Origin of the sequence: Paenibacillus sp. PK1-4R (assembly GCF_030369595.1) — a bacterium.
In the GTDB taxonomy this organism is placed as follows: domain Bacteria; phylum Bacillota; class Bacilli; order Paenibacillales; family Paenibacillaceae; genus Paenibacillus.
In genome coordinates this window covers 6,155,067-6,175,285 of the sequence record NZ_CP126535.1, presented here as the reverse complement: position 1 = coordinate 6,175,285, position 20,219 = coordinate 6,155,067, and the positions used below count along the sequence as shown (strand labels likewise).

Below are 20,219 nucleotides of genomic sequence, written 5' to 3'. Positions count from 1 at the left end.
TACAAGTTCCTTGAAAACTGAACAAATGGATAGTAACTTTTGATTCACAATGAATCGTCAGATTCAAAATGAGCTTATCGCTCTTTTCAATACTTTATTGGAGAGTTTGATCCTGGCTCAGGACGAACGCTGGCGGCATGCCTAATACATGCAAGTCGAGCGGAGTTGATAGGAAGCTTGCTTCCTTGATACTTAGCGGCGGACGGGTGAGTAACACGTAGGCAACCTGCCCTCAAGTTTGGGACAACTACCGGAAACGGTAGCTAATACCGAATAATTGTTTTCTTCGCCTGAAGGAAACTGGAAAGACGGAGCAATCTGTCACTTGGGGATGGGCCTGCGGCGCATTAGCTAGTTGGTGGGGTAACGGCTCACCAAGGCGACGATGCGTAGCCGACCTGAGAGGGTGATCGGCCACACTGGGACTGAGACACGGCCCAGACTCCTACGGGAGGCAGCAGTAGGGAATCTTCCGCAATGGGCGAAAGCCTGACGGAGCAATGCCGCGTGAGTGATGAAGGTTTTCGGATCGTAAAGCTCTGTTGCCAGGGAAGAACGCTTGGGAGAGTAACTGCTCTCAAGGTGACGGTACCTGAGAAGAAAGCCCCGGCTAACTACGTGCCAGCAGCCGCGGTAATACGTAGGGGGCAAGCGTTGTCCGGAATTATTGGGCGTAAAGCGCGCGCAGGCGGTCATTTAAGTCTGGTGTTTAATCCCGGGGCTCAACCCCGGATCGCACTGGAAACTGGGTGACTTGAGTGCAGAAGAGGAGAGTGGAATTCCACGTGTAGCGGTGAAATGCGTAGATATGTGGAGGAACACCAGTGGCGAAGGCGACTCTCTGGGCTGTAACTGACGCTGAGGCGCGAAAGCGTGGGGAGCAAACAGGATTAGATACCCTGGTAGTCCACGCCGTAAACGATGAGTGCTAGGTGTTAGGGGTTTCGATACCCTTGGTGCCGAAGTTAACACATTAAGCACTCCGCCTGGGGAGTACGGTCGCAAGACTGAAACTCAAAGGAATTGACGGGGACCCGCACAAGCAGTGGAGTATGTGGTTTAATTCGAAGCAACGCGAAGAACCTTACCAGGTCTTGACATCCCTCTGACCGGTACAGAGATGTACCTTTCCTTCGGGACAGAGGAGACAGGTGGTGCATGGTTGTCGTCAGCTCGTGTCGTGAGATGTTGGGTTAAGTCCCGCAACGAGCGCAACCCTTATATTTAGTTGCCAGCACTTCGGGTGGGCACTCTAGATAGACTGCCGGTGACAAACCGGAGGAAGGTGGGGATGACGTCAAATCATCATGCCCCTTATGACCTGGGCTACACACGTACTACAATGGCCGGTACAACGGGCTGCGAAATCGCGAGATGGAGCCAATCCCAACAAAGCCGGTCTCAGTTCGGATTGCAGGCTGCAACTCGCCTGCATGAAGTCGGAATTGCTAGTAATCGCGGATCAGCATGCCGCGGTGAATACGTTCCCGGGTCTTGTACACACCGCCCGTCACACCACGAGAGTTTATAACACCCGAAGTCGGTGGGGTAACCGCAAGGAGCCAGCCGCCGAAGGTGGGATAGATGATTGGGGTGAAGTCGTAACAAGGTAGCCGTATCGGAAGGTGCGGCTGGATCACCTCCTTTCTATGGAGAATCGTTTCCTGCAACGGAAACATTCAAATAAGCAGGTTCTTAGAACCTGCAACAGCAACACAGTTACTTATCCATTTGTTCAGTTTTGATGGAATTTGAGGGGCCATAGCTCAGCTGGGAGAGCGCCTGCCTTGCAAGCAGGAGGTCAGCGGTTCGATCCCGCTTGGCTCCACCAAACAATTTCATCTATTTGGCTTGTTCTTTGAAAACTAGATATCGAAACGAAACAAATGCGAATTAGAACATTCCTTTAAGCTGAACTTGTGCAAACAAGTCAAGTGTATAAAGGTAGTTAAATTGCTTTTGTGATGGTATCGGGTGAGAGCGACTTTTGGATTTGGACGCAATTCAAACCAAGGGAAGCGAGCGACCGAAACCGGAACAAAATGGTTAAGCTACTAAGAGCACACGGAGGATGCCTAGGCGCTAGGAGCCGATGAAGGACGTGGCGAACAACGAAACTGCCTCGGGGAGCTGTAAGCAAGCTTTGATCCGGGGGTGTCCGAATGGGGAAACCCAGCTGGGGTAATTTCCAGTTACTCACAACTGAATACATAGGTTGTGTAGAGGCATACCAGGGGAACTGAAACATCTAAGTACCCTGAGGAAGAGAAAACAATAGTGATTCCGTCAGTAGCGGCGAGCGAACGCGGAGAAGCCCAAACCAGAGAGCTTGCTCTTTGGGGTTGTGGGACGTCTCACATGGAGTTACAAAGGAACCGGTTAAGCGAAGAGGTCTGGAAAGGCCCGCCAAAGAAGGTAAAAGCCCTGTAGTTGAAAGCCTGTTCCCTCCGAGACGGATCCCGAGTAGTGCGGGGCACGTGAAACCCCGTATGAATCCGGCAGGACCATCTGCCAAGGCTAAATACTTCCTAGCGACCGATAGTGAAGCAGTACCGTGAGGGAAAGGTGAAAAGCACCCCGGAAGGGGAGTGAAATAGAACCTGAAACCGTGTGCTTACAAAAAGTCAGAGCCCGTTTTAGGGGTGATGGCGTGCCTTTTGTAGAATGAACCGGCGAGTTACGTTCCCGTGCAAGGTTAAGGTGAAGAGCCGGAGCCGCAGCGAAAGCGAGTCTGAATAGGGCGACTTAGTACGTGGACGTAGACCCGAAACCGGGTGATCTACCCCTGTCCAGGGTGAAGGTGCGGTAACACGCACTGGAGGCCCGAACCCACGCATGTTGAAAAATGCGGGGATGAGGTGGGGGTAGCGGAGAAATTCCAATCGAACTCGGAGATAGCTGGTTCTCCCCGAAATAGCTTTAGGGCTAGCCTCGGAAAACAGAGTCGTGGAGGTAGAGCACTGATTGGGTGCGGGGCCCGCAAGGGTTACCAAGCTCAGTCAAACTCCGAATGCCATAGACTTACTTCCGGGAGTCAGACAGTGAGTGCTAAGATCCATTGTCAAAAGGGAAACAGCCCAGACCATCAGCTAAGGTCCCCAAGTGTGTGTTAAGTGGGAAAGGATGTGGAGTTGCACAGACAACCAGGATGTTGGCTTAGAAGCAGCCACCATTGAAAGAGTGCGTAATAGCTCACTGGTCGAGTGACTCTGCGCCGAAAATGTAACGGGGCTAAACACACCACCGAAGCTATGGCTTGATGCTTTGCATCAGGGGTAGGGGAGCGTTGTATAAGGGTTGAAGGTGTACCGTAAGGAGCGCTGGACATTATACAAGTGAGAATGCCGGTATGAGTAACGAAAAGATCAGTGAGAATCTGATCCGCCGAAAGCCTAAGGGTTCCTGAGGAAGGCTCGTCCGCTCAGGGTAAGTCGGGACCTAAGGCGAGGCCGAAAGGCGTAGTCGAAGGACAACAGGTCGAAATTCCTGTACCACCGTAAGCCGTTATGAGCAATGGGGGGACGCAGTAGGGTAGTGACGCGGACTGATGGATGTCCGTCTAAGCAGTAAGGCTGATGTGTAGGCAAATCCGCACATTGTAAGGCTGAGCTGTGATGGGGAGCGAAAATTATAGTAGCGAAGGTCATGATCTCACACTGCCAAGAAAAGCCTCTAGCCAGGTGAAGGTGCCCGTACCGCAAACCGACACAGGTAGGCGAGAAGAGTATTCTAAGGCGCGCGGAAGAACTCTCGTTAAGGAACTCGGCAAAATGACCCCGTAACTTCGGGAGAAGGGGTGCCCCGGTAGTGTGAATAGCACGAGGGGGCCGCAGTGAAAAGGCCCAAGCGACTGTTTAGCAAAAACACAGGTCTGTGCGAAGCCGTAAGGCGAAGTATACGGGCTGACGCCTGCCCGGTGCTGGAAGGTTAAGGGGAGTGGTTAGGGAGTAATCCCGAAGCTGTGAACCGAAGCCCCAGTAAACGGCGGCCGTAACTATAACGGTCCTAAGGTAGCGAAATTCCTTGTCAGGTAAATTCTGACCCGCACGAATGGCGTAACGACTTGGGCGCTGTCTCAACGAGAGATCCGGTGAAATTTTAATACCTGTGAAGATGCAGGTTACCCGCGACAAGACGGAAAGACCCCATGGAGCTTTACTGCAGCTTGATATTGAATTTGGGTACGATCTGTACAGGATAGGTGGGAGCCTTTGAAGTGGGAGCGCAAGCTTCCATGGAGGCAACGTTGGGATACCACCCTGATCGTATCTAGGTTCTAACCTGGTACCGTAATCCGGTGCGGGGACAGTGTCAGGTGGGCAGTTTGACTGGGGCGGTCGCCTCCTAAAGAGTAACGGAGGCGCCCAAAGGTTCCCTCAGAATGGTTGGAAATCATTCGAAGAGTGCAAAGGCATAAGGGAGCTTGACTGCGAGACCTACAAGTCGAGCAGGGACGAAAGTCGGGCTTAGTGATCCGGTGGTACCGCATGGAAGGGCCATCGCTCAACGGATAAAAGCTACCCTGGGGATAACAGGCTTATCTCCCCCAAGAGTCCACATCGACGGGGAGGTTTGGCACCTCGATGTCGGCTCATCGCATCCTGGGGCTGAAGTAGGTCCCAAGGGTTGGGCTGTTCGCCCATTAAAGCGGTACGCGAGCTGGGTTCAGAACGTCGTGAGACAGTTCGGTCCCTATCTGTCGTGGGCGTAGGAAATTTGAGAGGAGCTGTCCTTAGTACGAGAGGACCGGGATGGACGTACCGCTGGTGTACCAGTTGTTCCGCCAGGAGCACCGCTGGGTAGCTATGTACGGACGGGATAAACGCTGAAAGCATCTAAGCGTGAAGCCCCCCTCAAGATGAGATTTCCCAGTATGTAAGACCCCTTGAAGACGACGAGGTAGATAGGCTGGGGGTGGAAGTGCAGCAATGCATGGAGCTGACCAGTACTAATCGGTCGAGGGCTTATCCAAATATGCAAGTTGTAATTCGCGTGTTTCGTTTCGAATCTAGTTTTCAGAGAACGATCTCTGAAATGAAAATTGGTACATCACAGAACGTGTGTATGATTTTCAGTTCCATATCTGATTTCAAGAAGCTATGCTTCGACAAATCGCGTTTGGTGGCGATGGCGGAGGGGTTCCACACGTACCCATCCCGAACACGACCGTTAAGCCCTCTAGCGCCGATGGTACTTGTACCGCAGGGTCCTGGGAGAGTAGGACGCCGCCAAGCGAAGAACCACTGCCGATGTTATTCGGTGGTGGTTTTTATTTGTTTATTTAAGGGGATGCGTAAGCATCTCTTATTTGACTTTGTAAGAATCCTCTGACACACTCTAAGGGGTACATATATCACATATCAGGCCATGATTTGGATTGATAATAACTCTAGCGAATGGGGTGTAGGACGACATGGAAATTCAGAAATTGACGGTAGATGATTTTGAACCGGCTATGGCACTCTCCGAATATGCTTTTCAGGTGGTAATGAGTGAGGAACAAAAAGAAAAACGGCGGAGTCAATTTTCGTCACAGGATATATGGGGTGTATATGAGGACGGGCAGCTAGGAGCCAAACTTCACATCATTGCTTTTCAAACCTATATTCATGGCAGATCGTTCGAGATGGGCGGTATTGCGGGTGTAGCCACCTGGCCAGAGTATAGACGCAAAGGCTGGGTAGCGGGTCTGCTGAAGCATGCATTGGAAGAAATGAATCGTAACAAACAAAGTATATCGTTCTTGCATCCATTCTCTTTTGGTTTCTATCGGAAGTATGGATGGGAGACTTATGTTGAATTTAAACGTTATAGAGTACCTACAGCTCATTTGCCTCTGAAAAAGGCGACACCTGGAACGATTCGGCGTGGGGATCCAGGTCTCAGCATATTAAAGGAAGTATACAGTGCTTATGCTGAGCGTTATAACGGAACTCTGGTTCGGGATGATGCAAGGTGGGAGAATTCAGTTCTTGTTAATGGGACCAGCCAGAAGGCTGTATATTACGATGAAGCTGATGCAGCACAAGGTTATCTTTTATATGAGGTTAAGGAAAATAAGTTTACCATTAAAGAGATCATCTATCTGAATGAAGAGGCTAGGCAAGGGCTGTGGACCTTCATTGCTAACCATGATTCCATGATTCAGGAAGTTACGTTGCAGGCACCAGCCAGTGATACGCTTGCTTTCCAATTGGATAACCCACGGATTCAGCAAGAAATCGTACCTTATTTTATGGCGCGTATCGTTAGTGTAGAGCAGTTTATATCCCAGTATCCATTTGCAAGCCAGGACTCACCGGTGCAGATTGTTCTACAGGTAGAGGATACCCACGCTCCGTGGAATGAAGGAGTATGGCAATTAAACGTAGCGATGAATGGAACAGCGTCCATATGGAAAACTTCAGAACCAATTACTGATGATCAGACCATTAAGGTGGATATTCAATCCCTTACCGCAGTGCTGATGGGGTATCGCAGACCAACGGAAATGGCACGGATCGGAAGAATTCACGGACCAGAAGCAGCAATTAAGGCTTTGGAACAAGCGATTCCTGAACGGGAAACCTATTTGCTCGATTTCTTCTGATGACTATTCCCACTGCTCCATTTAACTTGATTAGCTTATATAGAAATATGGCGTGATCGAAAGACAAATGGACTTCTCCAGCAATTTTGGGGAGGTTTTTTTGTGTCTGGGGAATATTTCGTGTAAAATCGTAAAAAATGAATAGTGACCCCACTTGGCAAAACCACAAAATATGCTATAATGGTTATAAAGTCAAAGAAAGTCAAAGTCAACTAAAGGTTTAATACTTAAGTAGCTTTCTTTCAACAATCTGATGCATGATCGCCAATATACGGGATTCATCTCATCGGAGGATCAAGGGAATATTAAAGGACCTTCGTGCTTCCTTCGCTCTCCTGTTGATACCTGTGGAAGCAAGATTCGCTGTTTTCCTGATTGGTTAAATGGGTAGAGAAGGTGTACTCTGTGGGGGCGTGTGGGTCCTTATTGACTTAACGTTTCAGACAGTGGAGGATGATTGGATGCGTAATATCTCTGATATTATCGAACGATATCTGAAGAGTATTTTGCATGAAAGTCCCGAAGGAATGGTTGAAATTCAGCGTAATGATCTGGCAGATCAATTCTCATGTGTACCTTCCCAGATCAATTATGTCATCAGCACACGTTTTACACTCGAGAAGGGATACCTGGTAGAGAGTAAACGCGGCGGTGGTGGTTATGTTCGCATACAGCGCATTGAATTACCGGCCCAATCAGCTCTGCATAATCATTTGCACCATAGTATTGGTGAAGAGATCGGGCAGACAGCTGCCGAAGGTTTGATCTATCAATTGGAAGAAGCACGCTTCTTGAGCAAGCGGGAAGCCGGGTTGATGCGAGCTGCTGTATCTAGAGAGGTTATATTAGTCAAACTTCCTTACCGGGATCAAATTCGTGCCAGAATGTTGAAGGCGATGTTAATATCTTTGCTCGGTAAATGAAAACTATCGGGGTCAAAGGAGGTACATCAATATGCTGTGCCAAGAATGCAATAAACGTCCGGCGACACTTCATTTTACGAAAATCGTAAATGGAGAGAAGACGGAATTCCATATTTGTGAGTCATGTGCCCGTGAAAAAGGGGAAATGATCCCTGGAACAGCAGGTGGGTTTTCCATTCACAACTTGTTGTCCGGATTGCTTGATTTTGATCCAGCCAGCAAAAGTGGATCGGCAGGAACACCACCTGCAAAAGCACTTCAGTGTGAAGAGTGTGGTATGACGTACTCACAATTCAGCAAGATAGGCCGATTTGGCTGCAGTTCATGTTATAAATATTTTGACAGCCGTCTGGACCCTTTGTTCAAGCGGGTTCATGGTAGTACGTCCCATGTAGGCAAAGTGCCTGCACGAGCTGGTGGTCGCATCAAGGTGAAACGGCAAATCGCTGATCTGAAGCGTGAGCTCCAGGAGAGCATCGCGCAAGAGGAATTTGAAGAGGCGGCTCAGATCCGTGACCAGATCAGAGGACTTGAAAAAGGAATAGCTCAGGAGTAAAGTTTGTCATGAGTAGGAGGGATGCGTAATGCCTAATCTGCGCTTTACAGAGAAGGCGCTCAGCGACTGGATGCGCAGTGATGCGGCTGATTCCGAAATTGTCATTAGCAGCCGTGTCCGGATTGCACGCAACCTTCAGCATGTTCCGTTTCCGATGCTGGCTTCCAATGAGCAATCGGAAGAGGTGCTGAATAAGCTGAGCGAAGTACTTCAATACGATGACGTTCATGCCTTTGGGGATTTTCATACGTTGGATCTGATCGATATTGACGAACTCGACAAACGGGTGCTGGTGGAGAAACATCTCATCAGTCCAAGTCTTGCGAATGAATCCAGGAATGGTGCGGTTATTCTCAGTGAGGATGAGTCGGTCAGTATTATGATTAATGAAGAGGATCATCTTCGTATCCAGTGCCTCTATCCGGGGTTCCAGGTGAAAGAAGCCTGGGAGAAAGCTTCCGCAATAGATGATGCTTTTGAAGCGCACGTGGACTATGCTTTTGATGATCGCAGAGGATACTTAACCAGCTGTCCTACCAATGTAGGTACAGGTGTTAGAGCATCGGTTATGATGCACTTGCCTGCCCTGGTGATGACGCAACAGATAGGCCGTATTCTAACCGCAGTTTCCCAAGTGGGATTAACTGTAAGGGGGATATATGGTGAAGGCAGTGAGGCGATGGGTAACCTGTTCCAGATCTCGAACCAGATTACATTGGGACAGACCGAACAGGAAGTCATCGAGAACCTGCATGGTGTTGTATTACAGATGATAGGTCATGAGCGTACAGCCAGAGAACGGTTAATTACCGACTCCAGACTTCGGATTACGGATCGTGTCATGCGTTCTTACGGCATATTGTCTCATGCAGCTATTGTTGATTCTAAGGAAGCTGCACAGCGCTTATCGGATGTACGCCTTGGCGTGGATCTCGGCTTACTGGATGGATTGTCCATCACGGTAATGAATGAGTTGAATGTGATGACACAGCCGGGATTTTTGCAGAAAACATTCGGGGAAGATATGCGCACAGATGAGCGTGACATCTATCGTGCTCAGTTGATTCGTGATACGATCAATGCAGCGAAGCAGTCCTAGCTTAGCCTGATATTGTATTGAATTATGGTTTCATGCCGCATTGCGGCTTTTATATAATAAGGCATGACGAATGCCAAATGACTTTATTCGCAGCACGGCTGCAAACAAAAATGATATGAAGAATACGACGGTTATTTTATTACATGACCCTCGTTTTATCCAAAACCATGGAGGTGCAGGAGATATGATGTTTGGAAGATTTACGGAACGGGCCCAAAAGGTGCTCGCACTCGCGCAGGAAGAAGCTGTCCGTCTCGGTCATAATAACATCGGTACTGAGCATATTTTGCTCGGCCTCATTCGTGAAGGCGAAGGCATCGCAGCCAAAGCACTGATCGGCCTGGGACTCGGATTGGAAAAAATTCAGGATGAAGTAGAAACGCTGATTGGCCGTGGCCAAGAGCAACCTACCAACATTGCATATACGCCACGTGCGAAAAAAGTAATTGAACTGTCTATGGATGAAGCTCGTAAATTGGGCCACACCTATGTAGGCACAGAGCATATCCTGCTCGGATTGATTCGTGAAGGCGAGGGTGTTGCAGCACGTGTGCTCAATAACCTGGGAATTAGCCTGAACAAAGCACGTCAACAAGTGTTACAGTTGCTTGGCAGCAGTGAAGCTGTATCCAGTCATAATGGAACACCTGCCAATGTCAGCACACCAACACTGGACAGTCTGGCACGTGACCTCACGGCTTACGCCAGAGAGAATAACCTTGACCCAGTCATTGGGCGTAGCAAAGAAATTGAGCGTGTCATCCAAGTGCTCAGCCGTCGTACCAAGAACAACCCGGTATTGATCGGTGAGCCAGGTGTAGGTAAAACAGCGATTGCTGAAGGCCTTGCACAAAAAATCATTGCAAATGAGATTCCGGAAACATTGCGCGACAAACGTGTAATGACCCTGGATATGGGTTCAGTAGTCGCTGGAACCAAATATCGTGGTGAGTTTGAAGATCGTCTGAAAAAAATTATGGATGAGATTCGCCAAGCAGGTAACATTGTCCTGTTTATCGACGAATTGCATACCTTGATTGGTGCAGGCGGAGCTGAAGGTGCCATCGATGCTTCTAACATTTTGAAACCGGCTCTGGCCCGTGGAGAACTGCAATGTATCGGTGCGACAACACTGGATGAATATCGTAAATACATCGAGAAGGATGCAGCGCTTGAGCGTCGTTTCCAACCGATTACTGTAGATCAGCCTTCTCCGGAAGAAGCGATTCAAATTTTGCATGGCTTGCGTGACCGTTATGAAGCGCATCACCGCGTGAAAATTACGGACGAAGCGATTGTACAGGCGGTTAAACTGTCTGACCGTTACATCACAGACCGTTTCCTGCCAGACAAAGCGATTGACCTGATTGATGAGGCGGGTTCCAAAGTAAGATTGAACTCTTACACGATCCCACCAAACCTGAAACAACTGGAAAGCCGTCTGGAAGATATCCGTAAAGAAAAAGACGCTGCAGTTCAAAGCCAGGAGTTCGAAAAAGCCGCAGCGCTTCGTGATACGGAACAAAAAATCCGTGAAGAGCTGGATGTAACGAAGAATCAGTGGAAAGAAAAACAAGGTCGCACGGATTCTGAAGTAACACCTGAGGATATTGCACAAGTGGTAGCCAACTGGACAGGAATTCCGGTGAACAAGCTGAAAGAAGAAGAGACACAACGCCTGATGAATCTGGAATCAATTCTTCATGAACGTGTCATTGGCCAGGATGAGGCTGTGAAATCGGTCAGCCGTGCGGTTCGTCGTGCTCGTGCGGGATTGAAAGATCCAAAACGTCCGATGGGTTCATTCATCTTCCTCGGTCCTACTGGGGTAGGTAAAACAGAACTTGCTCGTGCTCTGGCTGAAGCAATGTTCGGTGATGAAAATGCAGTAATCCGGATTGATATGTCTGAGTATGGCGAGAAACATTCAACTTCCCGACTCGTCGGAGCGCCTCCAGGATATGTTGGATACGAAGAAGGTGGTCAGCTGACAGAGAAAGTTCGTCGCAAACCATACTCCGTAGTCCTGCTTGATGAGATCGAGAAAGCACACCCAGAAGTATTTAATATCTTGCTGCAAGTGCTTGAAGATGGTCGTCTGACAGATTCCAAAGGTCGCGTTGTTGACTTCCGGAATACGCTGATTATCCTGACATCCAACGTGGGTGCCGAAGCGATCAAACGTAACTCTACACTTGGCTTCACAGCGGTTGTGGATGCAGGTGCGGATTACGATAACATGAAGGGTAAAGTTATGGATGAGCTGAAGAAAAGCTTCCGTCCAGAGTTCCTTAACCGGATTGATGAAATTATCGTATTCCACTCTCTGGAACAGAAACACATTGCAGAGATTGTTACCCTCATGAGTGAGGAACTTCGCAAACGGCTGCGTGAATACGAAGTTGACTTCGAACTCACCGACAATGCGAAGGACTTCCTTGCCAAAGCCGGCTTTGATCCAGCTTACGGTGCACGTCCGCTTCGTCGGGCAATCCAGAAGCATATCGAGGACAAATTGTCTGAAGAGTTGCTCACAGGTAACGTAACCAAAGGGGATTCATTGCTCATCGACGAAGAGAACGGTGCATTGTCTGTTACGAAAAAAGACGTGGTTGTTCCTTCGAATGAGGAAATCGAAACTAAATAATATACAGCAAGCACTGGAGTTAAACTTCAGCTTGTATTAATCCTTAATCCTTCTCGGCTTCGGCCGGGGAGGATTTTTTGCACTTTGGACAGAAGACGGACATGATTATGTCAGGAACATGTGTAAAGTTTGCGATAATCCTTTACGAAAAATCTCAAACAATGGTAAACTTTTAGTAACCCTGCACGTCAGGGAGTTTGGGTGAAATTCGTCGAATAATGCAAAATGCTGTTATAAAACTAAATTATAGGAGTGCTGAAGTGGCCAAAGTTAAAACCAAGTTTCAATGTACGGAATGCGGCTATGAAGCCCCCAAGTGGTACGGTAAGTGTCCGGGTTGTCAGTCATGGAATTCAATGGTGGAAGAAACAGAGACGGTGGTCAAAACACAAGGGAGAAATTCTCCTCTGTTTGACAGTAAAGATAAACCGCTTCCTATCATAGATATAGATAGCGGTCAGGAACCGCGTGTACAGACTGGAATCGGAGAGTTGAACCGGGTATTGGGTGGCGGAATCGTTCCAGGTTCACTCGTTCTGGTGGGCGGAGATCCGGGTATCGGTAAATCAACGTTGATGTTGCAGACGTCTCATGCTTTAACGCACTCGGGTTTGCGTGTGTTATATGTTTCCGGTGAGGAATCAGTCAAGCAAACCAAATTGCGGGCAGACCGTCTCGGGGCACTCTCTGCCGAGTTGTATGTGCTGTGTGAAACCAATATGGAACGTGTAGAGGAAGCGGTGGATCAGATCCAGCCGCATTTCCTTGTCATCGACTCCATTCAGACGGTATATCTTCCCGAAGTTACCAGTGCGCCGGGTAGTGTAGCACAGGTAAGGGAATGTACGTCAAGGTTCATGCGGATTGCCAAAGGCAGAGGCATTGCAACGGTTCTTGTGGGGCATGTTACCAAAGAAGGTGCCATTGCCGGTCCGCGTATGTTAGAACATATGGTGGATTGCGTGCTTTATTTTGAAGGAGAACGGCATCATACGTATCGCCTGCTGCGTGCGGTGAAGAACCGTTTTGGTTCAACCAATGAGATTGGCATTTTTGAAATGGGCGAGGATGGACTTCGTGAGGTGGGCAATCCGTCCGAACTCTTTTTGTCAGAACGCCCACTGGGTGTAGCGGGTTCAACGGTAGTTGCCAGTATGGAGGGGACACGTCCTCTGCTCGTGGAATTACAGGCGTTGATCTCGACTACCCATTTCCCTTCTCCCCGCCGTATGGCAACAGGGGTAGATCTGCATCGATTAAATCTGATTATTGCAGTGCTGGAGAAACGGATGGGCATGTTTTTACAGACCCAGGATGCGTATCTGAACGTGGCTGGTGGAGTACGGTTGGATGAGCCCGCTGTAGATTTGGCGGTTGCTGTCAGCATTGCATCCAGTTTGAGAGATGTACCGACCAAGCCGGATGACGTCATCTTTGGCGAGATTGGTCTGACAGGTGAGGTTCGAGCCGTATCACGGGCCGAACAACGAGTGAAGGAAGCCGCGAAGCTGGGCTTCAAACGAGTCATTTTACCGGAAAAAAGCTTAAAGGGCTGGAAACATCCTCGCGGGATACAACTGATCGGTGTGAATACCGTGGCAGATGCACTAGCGGTTGCTTTAGATTAGGGGGCATAACAAGATGAAAGATTCGAGCCAACTGGATAATATGAATGAATTGTTAAGGCTGATCGCACCAGGTACACCTTTCCGCGAAGGTCTGGAAAATGTGCTACGCGCCAAGACGGGCGCACTGCTTGTTGTAGGATACAGCCCTGAAGTAATGGAAGTGGTGGATGGGGGATTCTCGATTAACTGTGATTTCTCCCCGAACTACCTGTACGAACTCGCCAAGATGGATGGAGCCATTATTCTTAGCGAGGATTTGAAGCGTATTCTTTACGCCAATACCCAGTTAATCCCGGACTCTTCGATCTCTTCATCAGAGACGGGGATTCGTCACCGGACGGCAGAGCGTGTAGCAAAGCAAACGGGTAAATTGGTCGTATCCATATCACAGCGCCGGAATATCATTACCTTGTATCAGGGAACACTTCGTTATTCCCTCAAGGAAATCGGGGTTATTTTGACCAAAGCGAATCAAGCGATTCAAACCCTGGAGAAATACAAAGCGGTATTAACACAGTCCCTTACAAATCTGAGTGCCTCTGAATTTGAGGAACTGGTGACGATTCCTGAGGTGGTCAATGTAATTCAGCGTACCGAAATGGTGATGCGGATCAAAACGGAAATCAAACGATATATTCATGAACTCGGGAATGAGGGACGACTCATTTCCATGCAAATGGAAGAACTCGTGGGTACAACGGAAGAAGAAGCCTGGTTATTGTATAAGGACTATGCTCGTGACGACAGTGATGACAAAATCCGTGAAATTATCGTGGGACTGAAAAGATTGTCGGACGATGAGTTGCTGGATGCACATCATATTGTCCGTCTTCTCGGCTATCCTTCATCAGCCGCTACTTCTGAGGATTCGGTTGCACCTCGTGGATTCCGGGTATTAAATAAGATCCCCCGCCTGCCCAATGTCATTATCCATAACCTGGTGGATCAATTCGAACAATTGCCTCATGTTATTATGGCTACAATTGAAGAACTGGACGAAGTGGATGGTATTGGTGAAGTTCGTGCCCGGACCATTAAGGAAGGCCTCAAACGTTTGCAGGAGCAGATGTTTATCGACAGACAGATGTAAGGGTTTGCCTATATAAAGGCTTGAAATGGATGAGGTGAAACAACGATGCTAACCAGATTCATTCCGAATCTCTTTACCCTGGGTAATCTGTTTCTTGGAATGATGGCAATTTTGCTTGCGATTGATGGGAATTACAGTTTGGCTGCCATTATGGTCATTGTAGCGATGCTGCTGGATGGTCTGGATGGCCGAGTGGCACGTGCACTCAATGCCCAAAGCGAATTCGGCAAGGAACTTGACTCCTTGTCTGACATGGTTTCCTTTGGTGCAGCACCAGCCTTGATCATATTTATGGTGTCGTTTCAAGATTCGATGCCGATCCTCGCCTGGATCGCAACAGCGGCTTTTCCGATCTGTGGAGCCATTCGTCTTGCTCGGTTTAATGTTCGTCCGGGAATCCCCGGTTACTTTACAGGTCTGCCGATTCCCGCAGCCGGTGGGGTGCTGGCTACACTGTCCTTGTTCAATAAGGATATTGGCCCGGTTAGCATGATGATTGCTACATTGCTGTTATCGTATCTGATGGTGAGTTCGCTTAAATATCCCAATTTCAAAAAGGTCGGTTTGCCACGCAAGGCAATCTGGATTGCACCGTGGGTTGTGTTATTTGCCATAGCCGTAGCCGTTATTTTTCCGGAGCAGTTATCCAAATTGATCTTTATTCCGCTGGTGTTATACGCCTTGTATGGAATGAAGCATAATGTGCGAACAGCGGCCTCGCGTAGTCGGGCGAAAAAGCGCAAGGATGAGAAATCTTCCCGTCCTTCCGATCGTTAAGTCGCCTTGGGGACAGACACTATACAAAGAAAGCACGTACTCTCCTGAACTGGAGAATGCGTGCTTTTTGTTTATTCAGATCTATTTACGGTAAAAGAAACCCTTGCGGACGACATGCATATCTTCTTACGACAGATTAAACATCCCTAACGTTGAACACTTCTGTGATTCGTGATTTACGACCTCTTCCATGTTAATGTCCAGCAGATTGCAGAGAGCCGACATGTAGAATAGGTTCCGCCCTAGCTCAGAACTGATGACCTCTCTGCAGTTCTCACACAACTCACCTTCCACATGCGTTTCCAGCAGGCCCTTGGTTTGAGCGATATCGCTCTCCGGGGCATATTTCTGCTTGGTGGCGTGCAGCTCGATGCAGCCGCATTCGGTAATGGCTTTGGACACGGCACGGTTAACAGACGCTCCGGCTTGTCCCGTTTTGGACAGTACATCAATCAGGCTGCGATGACGCAGCAACAGTTCAGAAACTTGATCCTGGAAAGCCTGTAAACTTAGCGTACTCATTTTGCCACTCACCTCGGGATATGAATTGAATTCATTATATGCCAATAATTTACCTACTTTCAACTGACGATTGCAACATTTCCAAAAAGTTCTTCCAGATGGGATTAGCAATTCAGGAATTGGATCATACTGGATATAAAGATCGAGATACATTGAAGGAGGTGCAGGGACTAATGTGGAAAAAAGGCATTTTAACTTTTACAGGATTGTGCGGTGCATGGTTCGGCTACACGGCATATCATCTGGCAGGAAAATCGGTCCCATGGATGGCTGAGTGGATTCAGTCAGCAGGATTACTGGGAGCTGGTATATCAACGCTGCTGGGAGCTGTAATGTTTATGGCTGTATGTAATATTGGTGGAACATTGATGGCAGACAGGCTGCATAGTGGGATCAATTCATTGGCGAAAGTACCTATGAACGAATTGGCTGCAGGTGCCGCAGGTACCGTTGCTGGGTTGCTGGTGGCTTTGTTGCTCTACCCTGTTGTGAGATGGATGGGGACGGCAGGAGAAGTGCTGCAAGTGGCGCTGACGGTGATTAGTGCTTATTCCGGTTATGCCCTTGCCATGGCGAAGAAAGACGATCTGGGGGCCTTCTGGATGTCTGGACGATGGGGTCATCCCGAGGTGGACGAGGATAGACGGATGGAAGAACATAAAATTCTGGATACCAGTGTTATTATCGATGGGCGTATTGCTGATATATGCAAAACCGGATTTATTGAAGGCACGATCGTAATTCCGGAATTTGTTCTTGAGGAGTTACAGCATATTGCCGATTCATCGGATCTGCTCAAGCGGAACAGAGGACGGCGTGGACTGGACATTTTGAACAAAATCCAGAAGGAACTCGATGTAAAAGTCCTGATCTACGAGGGGGATTTCGAGGAAATCTCCGAGGTGGACAGCAAACTGGTTAAACTGGCTAAAGTGCTCCAGGGTAAAGTGGTCACCAATGACTTTAACCTGAACAAAGTGTGCGAACTTCAGGGTGTATCTGTGTTGAACATTAATGATCTCGCCAATGCGGTTAAGCCAGTTGTTCTGCCAGGTGAGGAGATCATGGTGCAGATCATCAAGGATGGTAAGGAGCATGGTCAAGGTGTAGCCTATCTGGATGATGGCACAATGATCGTTGTGGAGGGCGGACGCGAGTATATCGGCATGATGATGGAAGTGCTGGTGACCAGTGTGCTGCAGACTTCAGCGGGGCGAATGATTTTTGCCAAGCCGAAACTGTTGGAAAAAGCCCAATAAAGCGGTATGATGGGTAGTGTATCGTTGAATGATATTGTATATCTTTGGACGATAAACTGACAGACAAGGCAGGGATTGCGGCATGGATAAAGGGTGGGGCGTTGTCATTGTGGCAGCAGGTCGCGGAACCCGGATGGGGACGACCGAGAGCAAACAGTTTCTGTTGCTGCAGGACAAGCCCGTTTTCATACATACGCTTGAGGTATTTGCTGCGCTGGACGAGATCCGCGAGATGGTGCTGGTCACAGGAGCCGCAGATGTTGAACGCTGCCAGGATTGGGTAAAAGAATACCAACTGGATTCACGTGTCCGTGTTATCCCCGGAGGGAAAGAGAGACAACATTCTGTCCATAAAGGCCTTGAGGCACTTGGGACTGATTGGGTTCTCGTTCACGACGGGGTACGTCCTTTTGTGAACCATGAGCAGATCAAGGGATGCATGGCGGCCGCCATATCCGGTGGTGGAGCAGCTGTACTGGCGGTTCCCGTGAAGGATACGATCAAACAAGTGAATGCGGAAGGAGTCGTTACGGCGACGCCAGACCGCAGCAGTCTGTGGAGCATTCAAACCCCGCAGGCTTTTCGTCTTTCCTCCCTGCTCTCCGCCTACGAATCAGCCGAGCAGGACGGATTTCTGGGGACAGATGACGCCATGCTGGCTGAACGTCAGGGAATGTCGGTCAAGGTTGTGGAAGGCAATTATACTAATATCAAATTAACAACGCCGGAAGATTTGCAATACGCTGCGTTTTTGCTGGGGGGAGAGAAGAAGCGATGATACGTGTAGGACAGGGATTTGATGTACATCAGCTGGTAGAGGGACGCCCGTGTATTATTGGCGGAGTAACGATTCCTTATGAAAAAGGACTGCTGGGTCACTCGGACGCAGACGTGCTGTTACACGCGATTAGTGATGCCATTTTGGGTGCGCTGGCACTTGGAGATATTGGCAAGCACTTCCCGGATACCGATCCGGAATTCAAAGATGCCGACAGCCTGAAATTGCTGGAGCATGTATGGCAGCTTGTGAAGGATCGCGGGTATAAGCTAGGGAATATCGACTCAACGATTATTGCCCAAAAGCCGAAGATGGCTCCTTACATTCCACAGATGGCTGAGGTTATTGCCAAGGCGCTAGAAGCGGATGTAACACAGGTGAACGTGAAAGCAACAACGACAGAGCAACTGGGATTCCCGGGACGGGGAGAGGGCATTGCCGCTCAATCCGTTGTTTGCCTTGTACGTGTGTGATATCATCAATCAATTAGTGACGGAGGGGATCATATGAGCACGGAAATTCGTGTGCGTTACGCGCCGAGCCCAACGGGACACCTGCATATCGGGAATGCCCGTACGGCGTTGTTTAACTATTTATATGCCAAACATAATAACGGTAAATTCATTATTCGTATTGAAGATACAGACGTGAAACGGAATATTGCTGGTGGTGAAGAAAGCCAACTGAAATACCTGAAATGGCTCGGAATCGAGTGGGACGAAAGTATTGACGTGGGCGGAGAATACGGACCATACCGTCAAACGGAACGTCTGGACCTCTATCGTAAATATACGCAGGAATTGCTGGATAAAGGTCTGGCTTACCGTTGTTTCTGCACGGAAGAAGAATTGGAGCAAGAGCGCGAGGAACAGTCAGCACGTGGAGAAACACCGCGTTATTCTGGCAAACACCGTGACCTGACTCCAGAGCAAATTAGTGCGTTTGAAGCTGAAGGCCGCGTAGCGAGTATTCGTTTCCGTGTGCCGGAAGAGCGCACATATACGTTTGATGACATGGTTAAAGGTACAATCTCGTTCAACAGCAAGGAATCCGGTGACTTCGTCATTGTGAAAAAAGACGGCATTCCCACATACAACTATGCCGTTGCTGTGGATGATCACTTGATGAAGATCTCCCACGTCCTGCGTGGGGAAGATCACATCTCAAACACGCCGCGTCAACTGATGATCTATGAAGCGCTTGGCTGGGAGCCACCGCAATTCGGTCATATGACGCTGATCGTGAATGAAAATCACAAGAAGCTGAGTAAACGGGATGAATCCGTCATTCAGTTTATTGAGCAGTATGATCAGCTCGGCTATTTGCCTGAAGCGATGTTTAACTTCATTTCCCTGCTTGGCTGGTCGCCGGAAGGGGAGGAAGAAATCTTCTCGCAAGAGCAGCTGATCTCCATTTTTGATACGAAACGTCTGTCCAAGAGCCCGGCGGTATTTGATACCCACAAGCTGGCTCACTTGAACAACCACTATATCAAACATGCTGACCCGGAACGTATTGCCGAAATGGCCATTCCGCATCTGCAAAAGGCTGGACGTATTTCTTCCGAGCTGTCTGCTGAACAAAAAGAATGGGCGTATACTTTGGTACACCTGTACCAGGAGCAAATGAATTCTGCCTCCGATATTGTCGAATTGTCGGAAGTATTCTTCCGTTCCAATCTGGAGCTTGAAAGTGAAGGAGAAGCCGTGCTTGCGGAGGAGCAGGTGCCAACCGTACTGAAGGCATTTGCGGATAAAGTACAGGCGAGCGAAGAGTTTACTCCAAGCAAAATGGCTGCATTGATCAAGGAAGTACAGAAAGAAACCGGCTTTAAGGGCAAACAGCTCTTTATGCCAATTCGTGTAGCCTTGACTGGACAGACGCATGGACGGGATCTGAACCAAACGATCGTACTTCTGGGTCGGGATACGGTGATCGAACGTTTGCTTGCGCAAGTAAAATAATCTTAGTCGAGGACATTCCGTTTATTTGGAATCTGAACACAGTCCTATGATGTTTGGATTACGTAGGAGGCTGTTGTCAGTCTGAAGCCTTTTCGCTATAATAACAACACAACGAATAATTGATATGATTTATCTAATAGAACAGCAAAGATCGGGAGGAGTAGACTGACCCGGACAGATTCAGAGAGGATGGTCCCGCAGCAAAGAAAGATTTCTTTGGTTGCGGTGGCTGTGAACCATCCACTGTCCATCAGTCGAAATGCGCCCGTGAGCTGCACAGCCGAATCCAGCCCCGCCTTTGTCGATCATGACATAGGAAAACGTTAGGATAGGTTGTGACGATTGGTTTCCGTTACCAAACCGCTTGAGGGCTTATTCTATTTAAGA

General features: G+C 48.6%; 13 protein-coding genes, 1 tRNA gene and 3 rRNA genes. 16 read left to right on the top strand and 1 reads right to left on the bottom strand.

What is annotated here, in order from left to right; genetic code table 11:
* Positions 1-94 precede the first annotated feature (94 nt).
* From QNO02_RS26960 to pssA, 12 genes are all read left to right on the top strand, one after another.
* Positions 95-1,647: ribosomal RNA gene (locus tag QNO02_RS26960) — 16S ribosomal RNA — on the top strand.
* Positions 1,648-1,755: 108 nt separating this feature from the next.
* Positions 1,756-1,831 (top strand) — tRNA-Ala (locus tag QNO02_RS26955).
* 213 nt (positions 1,832-2,044) lie between these two features.
* Positions 2,045-4,972: ribosomal RNA gene (locus QNO02_RS26950) — 23S ribosomal RNA — on the top strand.
* Between the two features lie 145 nt (positions 4,973-5,117).
* Positions 5,118-5,234 (top strand): 5S ribosomal RNA (gene rrf / locus QNO02_RS26945).
* The 16S, 23S and 5S rRNA genes sit together here with 1 tRNA gene alongside, the layout of an rRNA operon.
* Before the next feature lie 179 nt (positions 5,235-5,413).
* Positions 5,414-6,589: a GNAT family N-acetyltransferase gene (locus tag QNO02_RS26940; protein ID WP_289390454.1), complete on the top strand. Its 1,176-nt coding sequence runs from the start codon at positions 5,414-5,416 to the stop codon at positions 6,587-6,589.
* Positions 6,590-7,050: 461 nt separating this feature from the next.
* Complete coding sequence (locus QNO02_RS26935; RefSeq protein WP_036607135.1) at positions 7,051-7,512, top strand: CtsR family transcriptional regulator; 462 nt, start codon at positions 7,051-7,053, stop codon at positions 7,510-7,512.
* 31 nt (positions 7,513-7,543) lie between these two features.
* Positions 7,544-8,068 (top strand): protein-arginine kinase activator protein McsA, encoded by a 525-nt coding sequence (gene mcsA / locus QNO02_RS26930; protein ID WP_091039155.1) that lies wholly within the window; start codon positions 7,544-7,546, stop codon positions 8,066-8,068.
* Between the two features lie 28 nt (positions 8,069-8,096).
* Positions 8,097-9,167 (top strand): protein-arginine kinase McsB, encoded by a 1,071-nt coding sequence (gene mcsB, locus QNO02_RS26925; protein WP_036607140.1) that lies wholly within the window; start codon positions 8,097-8,099, stop codon positions 9,165-9,167.
* A 184-nt stretch (positions 9,168-9,351) separates the two neighbouring features.
* A complete protein-coding gene (locus QNO02_RS26920; RefSeq protein ID WP_062836200.1) occupies positions 9,352-11,814 on the top strand; it encodes an ATP-dependent Clp protease ATP-binding subunit in 2,463 nt (820 codons plus the stop codon).
* Positions 11,815-12,074: 260 nt separating this feature from the next.
* On the top strand, positions 12,075-13,442 hold the full coding sequence (gene radA, locus QNO02_RS26915) for a DNA repair protein RadA (RefSeq protein ID WP_036671578.1): 1,368 nt from the start codon (positions 12,075-12,077) through the stop codon (positions 13,440-13,442).
* Positions 13,443-13,455: 13 nt separating this feature from the next.
* Positions 13,456-14,532 (top strand): DNA integrity scanning diadenylate cyclase DisA, encoded by a 1,077-nt coding sequence (gene disA / locus QNO02_RS26910; protein ID WP_062836168.1) that lies wholly within the window; start codon positions 13,456-13,458, stop codon positions 14,530-14,532.
* 45 nt (positions 14,533-14,577) lie between these two features.
* A complete protein-coding gene (gene pssA, locus QNO02_RS26905) occupies positions 14,578-15,309 on the top strand; it encodes a CDP-diacylglycerol--serine O-phosphatidyltransferase (RefSeq protein ID WP_017692048.1) in 732 nt (243 codons plus the stop codon).
* 126 nt (positions 15,310-15,435) lie between these two features.
* On the opposite strand, the gene QNO02_RS26900 is transcribed toward pssA, so the two are convergent.
* Positions 15,436-15,831, bottom strand: coding sequence for a nucleoside triphosphate pyrophosphohydrolase family protein (locus QNO02_RS26900; protein WP_017692049.1), 396 nt, complete (start codon positions 15,829-15,831; stop codon positions 15,436-15,438).
* 173 nt (positions 15,832-16,004) lie between these two features.
* On the opposite strand from QNO02_RS26900, the gene QNO02_RS26895 reads away from it, so the two are divergent.
* The 4 genes from QNO02_RS26895 (at position 16,005) to gltX (ending at position 19,832) form a co-directional block, all read left to right on the top strand.
* Positions 16,005-17,090: a PIN/TRAM domain-containing protein gene (locus QNO02_RS26895; RefSeq protein ID WP_091039184.1), complete on the top strand. Its 1,086-nt coding sequence runs from the start codon at positions 16,005-16,007 to the stop codon at positions 17,088-17,090.
* A gap of 82 nt (positions 17,091-17,172) precedes the next feature.
* Positions 17,173-17,868 (top strand): 2-C-methyl-D-erythritol 4-phosphate cytidylyltransferase, encoded by a 696-nt coding sequence (ispD, locus tag QNO02_RS26890; protein WP_091039159.1) that lies wholly within the window; start codon positions 17,173-17,175, stop codon positions 17,866-17,868.
* Positions 17,865-18,341, top strand: a complete 477-nt coding sequence (ispF, locus tag QNO02_RS26885; RefSeq protein WP_017692052.1) for a 2-C-methyl-D-erythritol 2,4-cyclodiphosphate synthase — start codon at positions 17,865-17,867, stop codon at positions 18,339-18,341. Before ispD ends, ispF begins: the two co-directional genes overlap by 4 nt.
* A 33-nt stretch (positions 18,342-18,374) precedes the next feature.
* Complete coding sequence (gene gltX, locus QNO02_RS26880; protein WP_076334125.1) at positions 18,375-19,832, top strand: glutamate--tRNA ligase; 1,458 nt, start codon at positions 18,375-18,377, stop codon at positions 19,830-19,832.
* Positions 19,833-20,219 lie beyond the last annotated feature (387 nt).